The sequence below is a fragment of the Pseudomonas sp. HT11 genome (assembly GCF_044875395.1).
Classification (GTDB): Bacteria; Pseudomonadota; Gammaproteobacteria; order Pseudomonadales; family Pseudomonadaceae; genus Aquipseudomonas.
This window is the reverse complement of sequence record NZ_CP173217.1, coordinates 525,187-539,375: the sequence shown is the minus strand read 5'-3', so window position 1 is coordinate 539,375 and position 14,189 is coordinate 525,187. Positions and strand designations below refer to the sequence as shown.

The window sequence follows — 14,189 nt, the reverse complement described above, 5'->3', positions numbered from 1 at the left end:
TGTGAGCGAACTCATTCGCGTACCTGACATCGGCAGCGGTGAAGGTGAAGTAATCGAGCTGTTTGTGAAGGTCGGCGACACCGTCGAAGCCGACCAGAGCATCCTGACCCTGGAATCGGACAAGGCGAGCATGGAAATCCCTGCTCCCAAGGCCGGCGTGGTCAAAAGCCTGAAAGTGAAGCTGGGCGACCGCCTGAAAGAAGGCGACGAACTGCTGGAACTGGAAATCGAAGGCGCCGCTGACGCGGCCCCTGCGGCGGCTCCTGCTGCCGCTGCTGCACCTGCACCGGCTGCTGAAAAGCCTGCCGCCGCTGCCGAGGCGCCTGCAGCCCCGGCCGCCGCTCCGGCTGAGGCCTCTGTTCAGGACATTCACGTCCCGGACATCGGTTCGTCGGGCAAGGCCAAGATCATCGAGCTGCTGGTCAAGGTCGGCGACACCGTCGAAGCCGACCAGTCGCTGATCACCCTGGAGTCCGACAAGGCCTCCATGGAAATCCCATCGCCGGCTGCCGGCGTGGTGGAAAGCATCGCGGTCAAGCTCGAAGACGAAGTCGGCACTGGCGACTTCATCCTCAAGCTCAAAGTACAAGGCGCTGCGCCGGCTGCTGCTCCAGCACCGGCTGCGGCTGCACCTGCTGCAAAAGCTGAAGCGGCTCCGGCTGCTGCCGCCCCTGCACCGGCTGCGAAAGCCGAGGCTGCACCGGCTCCTGCGGCTGCCGCACCTGCGCCACGCGGTGCCAAGGTTCACGCCGGCCCAGCCGTGCGTCAGCTGGCCCGTGAGTTCGGTGTTGAGCTCAATGCTGTGTCGGCCACTGGCCCGCACGGTCGTGTGCTGAAAGAAGACGTGCAGGTTTACGTCAAGGCCATGATGCAGAAGGCCAAGGAATCTCCGGCTGCCGGCGCTGCTACCGGTGGCGCTGGGATTCCGCCGATTCCGGTCGTGGACTTCAGCCGCTTCGGCGAAACCGAAGAAGTGCCGATGACCCGCCTGATGCAAATCGGCGCGTCGAGCCTGCACCGCAGCTGGCTGAACATTCCGCACGTGACCCAGTTCGACCAGGCCGACATCACCGACCTGGAAGCTTTCCGCGTTGCGCAGAAAGCCGTGGCCGAGAAGGCTGGCGTGAAACTGACCGTGCTGCCACTGCTGCTCAAGGCCTGCGCGCACCTGCTCAAGGAACTGCCGGACTTCAACAGTTCGCTGGCGCCAAGCGGAAAAGCGATCATTCGCAAGAAATACGTGCACATCGGTTTTGCAGTTGATACCCCGGATGGCCTGCTGGTGCCTGTGATCAAGAACGTTGATCAGAAGAGCCTGCTGCAACTGGCTGCTGAAGCGGCTGCACTGGCCGCCAAGGCCCGTGACAAGAAGCTGACTGCAGACGACATGCAAGGCGCGTGCTTCACCATCTCCAGCCTCGGGCACATTGGCGGCACTGGCTTTACGCCGATCGTCAACGCGCCGGAAGTGGCGATCCTGGGTGTGTCCAAGGCCACTATCCAGCCTGTGTGGGACGGTAAAGCGTTCCAACCGAAGCTGATGCTGCCGCTGTCGTTGTCCTACGATCACCGTGTGATCAACGGCGCCGCCGCTGCACGCTTCACACAGCGTCTGAGCCAACTGCTGAACGACATCCGCACCATCCTGCTGTAAGCCGCAAACGGGCCTCCCTTTCACCGGGGAGGCCTGGCTGCACCGATTTCCGAGCGCCACGCTCGTACCTCAACCCCGCCACTTGGCGGGGCTTTTTTTGGCCTGCTTTTTGTCGGGGTAAGGGCTGTAGCGCGTGCGTCAATGCGCCACCCATCACCCGGATTGTAGAAACCGCTCCCGCGGCCGATAACAGCCATATAGCACTTAGCCTTCATCCTCTCTTGTCAGTGCGTGCTGCATGATGCAACCTTGCCGCAGGCGACAGTAAAGAGGGCGTGAGCCCGGCGCCGTGCGCATTTTTCCAAGCGAGTTTCCCCATGAAAAGCCAACCCGATGCCGCCCGTATGGCGGCCGAGGTAGTGACGCAGTTACCGGTGCCTTCGCGCCTCGGCATGCTGCGTTTCGAACGGCTTAATGAGGCAAGCTGGGCGCTGCTGTACCTCGACCCCAATTGCGAGCGCCAGTTTGGTCTGCCGGCGGCCGAGCTGTGCGCCCTGGTCGGCACGCCCTACGCCAGCTTGATGGAACCGCAGGCGCGCTACCAACTGCACGACGCCATCCAGCAACAGCTGACCCAGAGCCCGCATTACCTGGTGCGCTACACCTTGCACACCAGCGACGGGCCTTTAAGCCTGCTGGAAATGGGCGAGACCTACAAACAGCACAATCGCCACCTGCTGCGCGGCTACCTGATGGTGGTCGACGGACTGTTTAGCGAAATCCCCACTGCCGTCCCGACCGCAGACCTGGAAAACCAGAACAGCCGCCTGCAGATCGCCCTGGAACTCAACCAGCGTGCCCAGCAGGAACAGTTGCAGCACCTGGAGCGCGTGCGCGCCCAACAGGAGCTGATCCTGCTGCTGGCTCGCCAGCGCTACACCACGCCCAACTCGCTGCAGGAAGCCGCCGAGCTGATCACCCGCAGCGCGTGCGACATCTACCAGATCGATTGCGCGAGCATCTGGAACCTGGAAGGCCAGCGCCTGGTGCCGATCTCGGCGTACCACCGCGACAACCAACAGCACCACTTGCCTGAAGCGATCGACGCCAGCGGCTTCCCGGACTACCTGGAAGCCCTGCACTCGAGCCGCGCCATCGACGCCACCCACGCGTTGCGTGACCCGCGCACCCGGGAAATGGCCGAAAGCCTGCGCGCCAAGGACGTGCACGCGATGCTCGACGCGAGCATCCGTGTGGATGGCCAAGTCATCGGCGTGCTGTGCCTGGAACAAAGCGGCAGCTCGCGTGCCTGGCAGGCTGATGAGATCGCCTTCGCCGGCGAGCTGGCGGACCAGTTCGCGCAAGTGATCAACAACCACAACCGGCGCGCCGCCACCAGCGCGCTGCACTTGTTCCAGCGGGCAGTGGAGCAAAGCGCCAACGCGTTTCTGCTGGTCAATTGCGACGGCGTGGTCGAGTACGTCAACCCAAGCTTTACCGCGATCACCCAGTACAGCGCCGAAGAAGTCCATGGCCATCGACTGGCGCAGTTGCCGGCCCTGGAAAACCTCAGCGAAATGCTCTTCGACGCACCGTCGAGCCTGGCCAAGAGCAACAGCTGGCAAGGTGAGTTCAAGAGCCGACGCAAAAACCTCGAACCCTACTGGGGCCAGCTGTCGATTTCCAAGGTGTATGGCGACAACCGTGAGTTGACCCACTACATCGGCATCTACGAAGACATCACCCAGACCAAGCTGGCCCAGCAGCGCATCGAGCGCCTGGCCTACACCGACAACCTGACCAACCTGGGCAACCGTCCGGCGTTTATCCGCAACCTGGATGAGCGCTTCGCGCGCGACAGCGACAGCCCGATCAGCCTGTTGCTGGTGGACATCGACAATTTCAAGCGGATCAACGACAGCCTCGGCCACCAGACCGGCGACAAGTTGCTGATCAGCCTGGCCCGGCGCCTGCGCAACAGCCTGAGTGCCAGCGGCAGCCTGGCGCGGTTTGCCAGTAACGAGTTCGCGGTGTTGCTCGACGACACCGACCTGGAGAGTGGCCAACAGGTCGCCAGCCAGTTGCTGGCAACCCTCGACAAACCGATGTTCGTCGACAACCAACTGATCAGTGTCACCGGCTCCGTGGGCCTGGCCTGCGCGCCGTTGCACGGCCGCGACCCGCAAACCCTGATGCGTAACGCCGGGCTGGCCCTGCACAAGGCCAAGGCCAATGGTAAACACCAGGTACAGGTGTTTACCGAGGCGCTGAACGCCGAGGCCAGTTACAAACTGTTTGTGGAAAACAACCTGCGCCGCGCCCTGACCCAAAACGAGCTGGACGTGTTCTATCAGCCCAAGCTGTGCCTGCGCAGCGGCCGGCTGTTGGGCATGGAAGCGCTGTTGCGCTGGAACCACCCGGAAAAGGGCATGATCCGTCCCGACCAGTTCATCAGCGTGGCGGAAGAAACCGGGCTGATCATCCCCATCGGCAAATGGATCGCGCGCCAGGCCTGCCGCATGAGCAAGCAATTGAGCGCCGCCGGCATGGGCAACTTGCAGGTGGCGATCAACCTGTCGCCCAAGCAATTCTCCGACCCGGACCTGGTGGCCTCGATTGCCACCATCCTCAAGGAAGAACAGTTACCCGCGAAACTGCTGGAGCTGGAGCTGACCGAAGGTTTGCTGCTGGAAGCCACCGAAGACACGCGCCTTCAACTGGACCAGCTGAAGAGCTTTGGCCTGACCCTGGCCATGGATGACTTCGGTACCGGCTATTCGTCGCTGAGCTACCTGAAGAAATTCCCCATCGACATCATCAAGATCGATCGCAGCTTTATCCACGAAATCCCGGACAACCAGGACGACATGGAAATCACCTCTGCAGTGATCGCCATGGCCCACAACCTCAAGCTCAAAGTGGTGGCCGAGGGCATCGAAACCTCCGAGCAACTGGCCTTCCTGCGCCGGCATCGTTGCGATGTGGGCCAGGGCTATTTGTTCGACCGGCCGATCCCCGGTGCAGAGCTGCTCGAGAAGCTTAAACGCTACCCGCGCGGGCCAATCGCCTGACAGCGCTGTAACACTCGGGCACACTGGCTGTCTGAATCTTTACCGCTAACTCAACCTGACGAGAGGACTGCTCATGGTCTTGCGCTCGGAAATTCTGGTGAACAAAAACGTGTTGCCCACTCAAGAACAAGCTTTGCCTGGCCGTGAAACCCCGATGGCACTGCCAGAGACGCATTTCGTCAACGGCAACCCGCTGCTCGGCCCCTTTGTCGACAACGTCGAGTTCGCGATCTTCGGCCTCGGTTGTTTCTGGGGTGCCGAACGCCGGTTCTGGCAGCGCGACGGTGTGGTCAGCACCGTGGTCGGCTACGCCGGCGGCTACACGCCGAACCCCACTTACGAAGAAGTCTGCTCGGGCCTGACCGGCCATAGCGAAGTGGTACTGGTGGTGTTCGACCAGGACAAGATCAGCTACGAAGAGCTGCTGAAAATGTTCTGGGAGCTGCACAATCCGACCCAAGGCATGCGCCAGGGCAACGACATCGGCAGCCAATACCGTTCGGTGATCTACGCCGTGAAGCCTGAGCACCTGGAAGCGGCCAAAGCCAGCGCCGAGGCGTATCAGGGCGAGCTGACCAAGGCCGGCCTGGGCACCATCACCACAGAAATCGAAGAAGCACCGACGGTGTACTTCGCCGAGGCGTATCACCAGCAATATCTGGCGAAGAACCCACAGGGCTATTGCGGGATCGGCGGCACGGGCGTGACCTGCCCGATCTAAGCACAACGCAGATCAAAAAATGTGGGAGCGGGCTTGCTCGCGAATGCGGTATATCAGTCGACATATCTGTTAACTGACACTCCGCTTTCGCGAGCAAGCCCGCTCCCACATTTAGTCTTGTGCTTGGCTTGAGATCTGATTACTCAGCGATAAGCCAATCCATCTGCCACCCACCCTGGGTCTGGCCAAGTTTCTTGGACAACCACGGCAGCAGCTCACGCAACTCCTCCTCCAAACCCCACGGCGGGTTGGCAATCGCCAGGCCCGAGCCGGTCAGGGTGTTGGGCGTGTCCAGCGGATGCACCAGCAACTCCACCCGCAGCAACTTCGGCGCACCGGTGCCGGCCAGGTCCTGGTAGAAGCGGCGCAACATGCGCTGGTCTTTCACCGGGTACCAGATCGCCGCAACGGTCTGGCGCATGCGGCTGACCGCTTCCTTGAGGGACGCCGCGCAGCGCTGCATTTCGTCGAGCTTTTCAAACGGCGGATCGATCAGCATCAACGCACGTTTTTCCGGTACCGGCAGCAAGGCGCGCGGCACATGCCAGCCTTCGCCCAAGTGCACTTTGACGCGGCGATCGCCCTTCATGTTGTCCTTGAGCAGCACGCCGTCTTCCGGGTGTTTTTCATTCAACAGGACACGGTCCTGAGGCCGCGTGAGGCGGCGCGCCAGTTCTGGCGAGCCCGGGTAGTAGCGCAACTGGCCATCCGGGTTCATCTCATGCAACACGCGCATGTAGTCGGCGGTCAGCGGCGGCAGGTCGCTCTCGCCCCACAAGCGGGCGATGCCTTCCAGGTATTCACCGGTGCGGTTGGCCTGATCACCTTGCAGGTCGTATAGCCCGATCCCGGCGTGGGTGTCGAGGTAGGCGAACGGCTGCTCCTTGCGCGACATCAGGGCGATGAGGCGGGTCAAGGTCAAGTGTTTGAAGACATCGGCGTGGTTGCCGGCGTGAAAGGCGTGACGATAATTCATGGTTGCTCCTGCGCAGGGGGCGAAGTTTACCTTCTACAGGCGCAAAGGGGCAGAGTGTGGCGAGCGGGCTCACCCCGCGTTGGGCTGCGCAGCAGCCCTGATACGGTCACCGCGTTCTTTTTTTGCCAGAACCCATTGGCAGGTTTTGGGGCCGCTACGCAGCCCGACGCAGGGCAAGCCTGCTCGCCACAACAACCCCTCGCACCGATGACTATTTTCAGCAGGCGCTGCGTCAACTCAACTCTGAGGCCAGATAGTCGGCCAGCGCCCCATGGCTGACATCCGCCCCGCGCGCAAAGCAGGCGACCTTGTGGCGCAAGATCGCAGGCTTGAAAGCGGTATGCAGGTCGGGGCGCTGCTCTTCGAGCCATTGCAGCAAGTTGTCGATCAGCACGTGGGGTGATTGCTCTGCCAGATGCTCCAACAACGAGGCAGGCACTTGCCACCATGGGCTGGTTTTGGCGGCAGTGACCGGGCCAGTCGCAACCGTTAGCGGTTGGCCGTTGATCAGGTAACGCTGAAATACCGGCAACACCTTCCCCGCCTCATCGCCGATGTTTTGCACAATCGGCAGAAATTGACCGCCATCCCAGAAGCGCAAAAACACTTCCTGCCTCTCGGGCAACAGCACCTTGGTCAAGCTTTGCAGGTGCGCGACCACTGTTTCCAGTGGGCTGGACGATACGGCCAGCCAACCCCAGTCCGTAGATTCGGTGGTTGCTATCCAGTCGAGGAATGGGCTTTCGGGCTCGATGATGGCGACGTAAGGCATGACCTCAGTCCACTCAGCATAGGCCGTGCTTGCCCAGATGGGCTGGGGCGGCATACCAGCTGCCATTTTTCGCCAGACATCTACCGGCTTTGCGTCGCTGGCGTTACTGAGAATGACGAAGGCATTCTCAGTCGTCTGAAGGGGACAATGGGTTAACCAAGTTTCTGGTAACAACTGATTCGGCATTAGGTACATTCCATTCAAAGGAGGACGCAAGCAATGATTCGTTTTTCATAACAATTGCTGTCACAAACAAAGCGTCAACAATTACATCTTGAAAAACGCTTGCCTAATCTAGAAACCATCAACACCCTCCCATCCCACAAGTTCTCCCATTACAAGCAAAATAAAAATGCCAAGGACGGAGGCCACTGAACAGACACCTAGACTTTTCAAAATAAATTTGAGCATCTTCGGAAACTCAGCGTAGTCCTCAGCACTAAGACGTCCGTTTTATAGAGTGTGCGGGAAGGGCGAAAGCACCGATCACAGCCCTTATCGCCCACGATCTACTTATAGGATCCCAACCGATACTTCCATCCGAACTTATAACATACCAACTACGCCTTAAGTTCTTTCGTATCTTTTCCATCTTAAAATAAGAAAGATACAAAGCCCACACGGGCACGACACACATCAATAAAAAAACGAAATCGAAAAAATAAAATAGACATCCTGCGCGTCATTTATATGCACCTTGATCCCCTCACTTAAGAGAGCGTTACCCAAGCCAGCCAACATATTTACCTATACCCCACAACGCAACAGCGTACCCTCCCATGCCCATCAAAAAAAACCCCCACAGCCTTAACTCAAGCATTAGTCGACGAGGGACGTTATCCAACTCCTCACGCGTTACGGCTCCATCCTTAATGTGCAACTTTTGAAAGACAAACATTCCCGCGACAGTATTTACGAACAACATCTTGCTGAAAAAATCAGCACCCACAAAAAGCTTACGATAAGAGACCAATCTTGAATTACCCAAACACTGCAATATTTCATCGATTTTACGATATGAAAAATATACCTGTCCTATTAAAACAAGAACACCCCATGCCGCCGCAACCAATAGGCAATACGAATATAAAACGCTAGCGTCTTCCATAATTACTTTATCCCTTCATATACGATCTCCCCCAACTTCCCCCCCAGGCCAGACCCGGCACTCCCCCGATTGCCGATGCAGCTCCCACCACCACCACGCCGCAAACTAACCCACCAACACCAAGCGTTCCTACACCTATAGCTATACACATAGGAGTGGCCCCTAATGCGCCCAAATACGCACCCGCCCCACTGCCTCCAACAGAACCTAAAAAGCTTCCGCCCTCCATGAGTTTCACTTTCTTACACTCCGCAGAACTTCCAACTCGACACGTTTCCTTCACCTTCAATGCGGACTCTGACCCCCCTAGCCCAATACCGATAAACCCGCCGACCTTCATATACTGGATACCGCCAGCCAGCCCCAATCCGTAGATTCGGTGGTTGCTATCCAGTCGAAGAATGGGCTTTCGGGCTCGATCATGGCGACGCAATGCATGACCTCAGTCCATTCGCTGTAAACCGTACCTGCCCAGATTGGATGGGGCGGTAGACCGGCTGAAAGGGTTCGCCAAGCGTCCAAAGGCCTGGCGGCGCTGGCGCTGCTAAAAATGACGAAGAGTTTTTCGGCTGGTTGAATCGAGGAGTGGAATAGCCATGTGCGGGGTATGGACTGCATTAGCATAAATAATGCTCCTTCACGACAAAATATGGCAAAACAATCGGCGAATAACCGAGCGTCTAAGAATATTTATTAAGCCAACCCATATACTCACCAATACACAATAAAGCGATGCAAACCCCAACCAAAAAAAACAAAACATACACCAGTGCTTTTAGTTGAAATCTAAGCCGATAAGGAACGCCTTCAAACTCCTCACGAGTAAACCCGCCGTCTTTTATATGCGTTTCAGGAAACACAAGCATCCCCGCAATCGACAGTACAAAAAACGACCTACTGAAAATCCCGTCCCCAAGAATAAATTGACTACCCAATACAACATTTGACTCACCTAGGCATTCCAATATCTCATTAACTTTAGAGTAAGAAAAATAAACCTGAACCAAAAATGTAAAAAAAATGAACATAAATACGCCTAACCAGCACCACATATAAAATGCGTAAAATTCACCCTTCATTACTTCCCCACCTCATAAATAAAATCTCCGATCCTCTCTCCAGCAAGCGCACCAACGGCGCCACCGGCAGCAGTGCCCGCACCTACAACAACCAAAATACATAAAATGCCTCCTAAACCCGCAGTACCTGCACCTATAGCAACACACACTGTTCCTGCACCCGCTGCTGCGGAAGCACCACCTAACCAGCCAACCGCGGCGTTCCCGACAAAATTCCCTCCTTCTGTATATTTCACTCTTTGACAATTATCTTTACTTCCAACTCGACACGTTTCCTTCACCTTCAATGCGGACGCTGATCCCCCTAGCCCAATACCGACAAACCCGCCGACCTTCATATACTGGCTCGCCCGCGCCACACTTTGAATATGCGTCGCATATCCAGGAATCCCCCCTGACACACCCGCTTTGCTCCAATGATGAACCAAACTACGACTGGAAATCCCCAATGCTTTTTTGAGCTTTGGGTGATCGGCAATGCCAACTCCTTTGCGTACCAGAGGCCCGAGGCTGTTATCCAGTTGAGTTAACAGCTTCTGACGTTTAGAGAAAAATTCTGCACCTTGCAAATTGCCCTGAGCCTGAAAGGTTTTGACGTGCAACTTTTCAAGATCTACGAGGACGGACTTGGTCCGCGTTAAATGATTTTCCACCATGCTGGATCCCACCCCCAACGCCATCGAACTCTGCGCCAAAAAAAGCACCAACCTCTTGCTGGTGCTCAACCATAAACGCCGCCTCGTCATCGCTCATCGGCGTCAGTGCATCGTTCACTTCTTTCGCCGCCTCCATCAGCAATGCCTCTTCACGCGTGCATTGGCTGTTAAGCGGGTCGCTGAGGACGAGCATTTGCCCCGGCCTGGCGTACTGCGTGAGTTGTGGATTGAGGCTGCGAAACCGCTCCAGCACGATCGCACTGGGCGATTCGAACAGCGACTTTTCCAAGGCATCCCGAGACATTGCGCGCTGCACGATATGAAACCCCGGCTCGACGCCAGCAGCTTTCCCGGCAGAGGGTCCCGGACCTTTATTCCCATGCTGCGGGAGGTCACACTGGCCGTTCTTGCAGCGCTCGCACTCTTCGCAAAAAGGTGCGCTACGTTTCAGGCTGGCCACTTGCACGCGGCTTAACGGGGCAGGAACAACCGCCAGCAGCTTTTCCTTTATTCCCGGCATTAACGGCGCCGTTGCGGCAGCGGGCGCGCCGCCAAGCTGAATCGGCACGCTGCTGAAAATCCCACCCGCCGACAGCGTGATCGACTGCCCTCCGGCCTGGATTGTCACGCTCGCACCGGCGTCGATGACGATGCTCTGCCCCGCTCCGATCTGGATGGTGCGACCTGCACGCATCTGCTGCGAGCCACCGACCACCAAATGATCGTCCTGCTTGAGTTCAGTCAGGCGGTTGCCATGGGTAATGCGCTGCTCTTCGCCTTGCAGCTCATGGTGCGACTCGCCGCCCACTTTCACCCGGCGCTGGTTATCCACCTGCACTTGCTGGTTATGCAGCACATGCTGAGTCCAATCGCGCTGGGCACGCAGGTAGATTTCCTCGGCGCCTTTGCGGTCTTCGATGCGCAGCTCGTTGTAACCGCCACCCCCCGGGCTGCTCTGGCTGCGAAAGATGCTGCGGGTCTTGTCTGCCGGCAGGTCAAGGGGCAGAGGGTTCGCCGCGTTGGGCAGGCAGCCCATCACCAGCGGCATGTCCAGGTCACCATTGGCGAACCCCACCAGCACTTCCATACCGACCCTGGGTATCAGCACCGAGCCGTAACGATCATGCGCCCAGCCACTGGCGACACGCAGCCAGCAGCTGGAGTGCTCGTTGTGTTCCCCGTCACGGTCCCAGGCCAGTTGCACCTTGACCCGACCGTATTCGTCGCAATGGATTTCACTGTCGGCAGGCCCGGTAACCACCGCGTGTTGATAACCGCCGATGCTCGGGCGCGGCAATTCAGGCAAGGGCGGGCGGAAAATCACATCCCATGGCACGGCGATAAACGTGTTGTGGTAGCCCTGACGAAAATCTCCCCCTGCCACCTCAGCAACAGCCTCTTCCAGCACCTGAGGTTGTTTGCCCTGATGGGAAACCTGGGTGACCAGCCACAAATCATTCCAGCTTTCTCGCGGGTGCCCGCCAAGCCTGAGGAACCGGCCACTGGCCAAGGCAGGATCATCCCCTTCACCCTGGGCGGCTCTTGAGTCTGTGCGCAGGCGCTCCAAGCCTCGCTGCGCAAGGTATTTGCCATGGGGGCGATCGGAAAAGTGGCCGGGATACTGCTGCATTTCAAGGCGCGGAAGCTGCTCGCCAGCCACGGCACTTTCCAACGTCAGGCGCGGCTTACGAAAATCATAATCGCGCAGGTTTATCGCGGTTGTGCGGGTTTCCAGGTGCATCGCAAAGCGCTTGATCGCCGGTGCCGCCGCCACCATCCCGGAACCGGGGCTGTAGGGAGTGGGCTGTTCGGCCTGGGCGAATACTGTCTGGTCATCACCGAATACCAGCAGGTGCCCATCGGGCGAATGCTGGAAGTGGTAGTGGATGCCCACCTCGGCGCACAGACGTTGAATGAACGCCAGATCAGTCTCGCCGAACTGCACGCAATACTCGCGCAGTGGATAAGTACCGCTCAGGCGAAACTCAAAGCGGTCGCTCAGGATGCCTTGCCCGACCAACACCAGCGCCACAATCTGCGGCACACTCTTGTGCTGAAAAATACGCTGATGACTGCTGTGCGCCAGGTACTTAAGATGCGGCACAAGACGGATCTGATAACGCGTCAGGCGCCGCCCCGACTCGCCCTGCCCGACTCGATAGACCAGGCCATGCACCCCATGCCCCTGCTCATCGAACCCCAGATAGGCCTGGCGATGCAGCAAGCTTTCCAAATCGAGATCGGGCTGTTCGCTGACCAGTTCAAGGTCGATACAGTAAGGCTGACTCAGCGCCTCCTCACCCTGGAAGCTGTAGACCTTGAGGTCGCTGGCAATCCCATCCAGGGTCAGGTTAAACGCACTTTGATTGGCAGGAGCGAACATCCGGTGTTTCTCTGCGAAGGGTAGGCGGCCGATTCTGCACTACGGGTGCGCCCTGCTGAGCACGCCCCAGACAAATCAGTAAATCCCTACGCGCGCGCATCAGAAAGTTCTTCGGACCAACCCAAATCACTCGCAAAAAAAGGCCCGCCGTCCGTAGGACGCGGGCCTTTTTTCCAATTCAACGGGCGCTTAACACCCAACGAATTACTTGTTGAGGTTGTAGTCTTTTTCCGCCGCGTCAAAACGCTCGACCATACCGGCAGTCGGTGCGCCCAGCTTGCTGACGACGTAGATCGCCAGGCTGGCGAAGATAAAGCCCGGGATGATTTCGTACAGGCCCAGCAGCTCGAAGTGCTTCCACACAATCACAGTTACCGCGCCGACCAGGATGCCGGCCAGTGCGCCGTTGCGGGTCATCTGTTTCCAGATCACCGAGATCAGCACCACAGGCCCGAACGCGGCGCCAAAACCGGCCCAGGCGTAGCTCACCAGGCCCAGCACGCGGTTGTTCGGGTTGGCTGCCATGGCAATCGCGATCAGGGCAACCAGCAGCACCATAGCGCGACCGACCCACACCAGCTCAACCTGGGAGGCGTTTTTTCGCAGGAAAGTTTTGTAGAAGTCTTCGGTCAGCGCGCTCGAGCACACCAGCAGTTGGCAGCTCAGGGTACTCATGACCGCAGCCAGAATGGCCGACAACAGCACGCCCGCGATCCACGGGTTGAACAGCAGCTTGGCCAGTTCGATGAACACACGTTCGTGGTTCTCGTTGACCGGGCCGGCCACTTCCGGGTGCGCCGAGAAGTAGGCGATGCCGAAGAAGCCCACCGCCACGGTGCCGCCCAGGCACAGGATCATCCAGGTCATGGAGATGCGACGCGCCTTGGCAATCGACTTCACCGAATCCGCCGCCATGAAGCGCGCGAGGATGTGCGGCTGGCCGAAGTAACCCAGGCCCCAGCCCATCAGCGAAATGATGCCGATGAAGGTGGTGTTTTTCAGCATGTTGAAGTTGTCAGGGTTCTTGGCTTCGATCGCCAGGAACGTGGTGTCGATGCCACCGGTGGCCAGCAACACAATGATCGGCGTCAGGATCAACGCGAAGATCATCAGCGTGGCTTGTACGGTATCTGTCCAACTGACTGCCAGGAAACCACCGACGAACGTGTAGGCAATTGTCGCGGCAGCACCGGCCCACAGGGCGGTCTCGTAGGACATGCCGAAAGTGCTTTCAAACAGACGGGCGCCGGCCACGATGCCGGAAGCGCAATAAATGGTGAAGAACACCAGAATCACCACCGCAGAGATGATCCGCAGCAGGCCGCTTTTGTCTTCGAAACGGCTGGAGAAGTAATCCGGCAGCGTCAGGGCGTCGCCGTTGTGCTCGGTCTGCACCCGCAGGCGGCCGGCCACGAACAACCAATTCAGGTACGCGCCGACGATCAGGCCGATGGCGATCCAGCTTTCCGACAGACCGGACATGTAGATGGCGCCCGGCAGGCCCATCAACAACCAGCCGCTCATATCGGAAGCACCGGCGGACAACGCGGTGACCACGCTGCCGAGGCTGCGACCGCCGAGGATGTAGTCAGAGAGGTTGTTGGTGGAGCGATAGGCCATGAAGCCGATCAACACCATTGCTGCGATGTAGATCACAAATGTGATCAGGGTAGGATTACTTACGCTCATAAGAGTGACGCCCTGGCTTTGTTTTTATGTAGCGACGGTCTGTGTCAGACGGCCACCCGTTGATAAGCGGATAGACGAGACTGCGTGCCGTGCATTTATGACTGGCGTTTCCCCAGGAAAGCCGCCAGCCGATGAACCGA

The 14,189-nt window shown here is 58.3% G+C and carries 9 protein-coding genes and 1 pseudogene; 3 read left to right on the top strand and 7 right to left on the bottom strand.

Annotated elements, in window-relative coordinates; genetic code table 11:
• The first annotated feature begins 1 nt into the window (after position 1).
• The 3 genes from aceF (at position 2) to msrA (ending at position 5,386) form a co-directional block, all read left to right on the top strand.
• Positions 2 to 1,654, top strand: a complete 1,653-nt coding sequence (gene aceF, locus ABWL43_RS02315) for a dihydrolipoyllysine-residue acetyltransferase (protein ID WP_404486538.1) — start codon at positions 2 to 4, stop codon at positions 1,652 to 1,654.
• Positions 1,655 to 1,971: 317 nt separating this feature from the next.
• Positions 1,972 to 4,665 (top strand): putative bifunctional diguanylate cyclase/phosphodiesterase, encoded by a 2,694-nt coding sequence (locus ABWL43_RS02310; RefSeq protein WP_404486536.1) that lies wholly within the window; start codon positions 1,972 to 1,974, stop codon positions 4,663 to 4,665.
• Positions 4,666 to 4,738: 73 nt separating this feature from the next.
• The gene (msrA, locus tag ABWL43_RS02305) at positions 4,739 to 5,386 is read left to right on the top strand and encodes a peptide-methionine (S)-S-oxide reductase MsrA (RefSeq protein ID WP_106577569.1); all 648 of its coding nucleotides are present in this window, start codon (positions 4,739 to 4,741) and stop codon (positions 5,384 to 5,386) included.
• Positions 5,387 to 5,525: 139 nt separating this feature from the next.
• Here msrA and ABWL43_RS02300 read toward each other — a convergent pair whose 3' ends face one another.
• The 7 genes and pseudogenes from ABWL43_RS02300 to putP form a co-directional block, all read right to left on the bottom strand.
• Entirely contained in the window at positions 5,526 to 6,362 is an 837-nt protein-coding gene (locus ABWL43_RS02300) for a 23S rRNA (adenine(2030)-N(6))-methyltransferase RlmJ (RefSeq protein WP_016975658.1), read from the bottom strand.
• Between the two features lie 232 nt (positions 6,363 to 6,594).
• Entirely contained in the window at positions 6,595 to 7,320 is a 726-nt protein-coding gene (locus ABWL43_RS02295) for a DUF4123 domain-containing protein (RefSeq protein WP_404486534.1), read from the bottom strand.
• A gap of 535 nt (positions 7,321 to 7,855) precedes the next feature.
• Positions 7,856 to 8,242 (bottom strand): hypothetical protein, encoded by a 387-nt coding sequence (locus ABWL43_RS02290; protein ID WP_404486532.1) that lies wholly within the window; start codon positions 8,240 to 8,242, stop codon positions 7,856 to 7,858.
• Between the two features lie 680 nt (positions 8,243 to 8,922).
• Positions 8,923 to 9,321, bottom strand: coding sequence for a hypothetical protein (locus tag ABWL43_RS02285; protein ID WP_404486530.1), 399 nt, complete (start codon positions 9,319 to 9,321; stop codon positions 8,923 to 8,925).
• Positions 9,321 to 9,977, bottom strand: a complete 657-nt coding sequence (locus tag ABWL43_RS02280; RefSeq protein ID WP_404486529.1) for a hypothetical protein — start codon at positions 9,975 to 9,977, stop codon at positions 9,321 to 9,323. Before ABWL43_RS02280 ends, ABWL43_RS02285 begins: the two co-directional genes overlap by 1 nt.
• Positions 9,978 to 10,356: 379 nt before the next feature.
• Positions 10,357 to 12,360: pseudogene (tssI, locus tag ABWL43_RS02275) on the bottom strand (type VI secretion system tip protein TssI/VgrG); the annotation flags it as partial.
• Positions 12,361 to 12,564: 204 nt separating this feature from the next.
• Positions 12,565 to 14,049 carry a sodium/proline symporter PutP gene (putP, locus tag ABWL43_RS02270; RefSeq protein WP_145160050.1) on the bottom strand — a complete coding sequence of 495 codons (1,485 nt, stop codon included), beginning with the start codon at positions 14,047 to 14,049 and terminating at the stop codon, positions 12,565 to 12,567.
• Between the last annotated feature and the right edge of the window lie 140 nt (positions 14,050 to 14,189).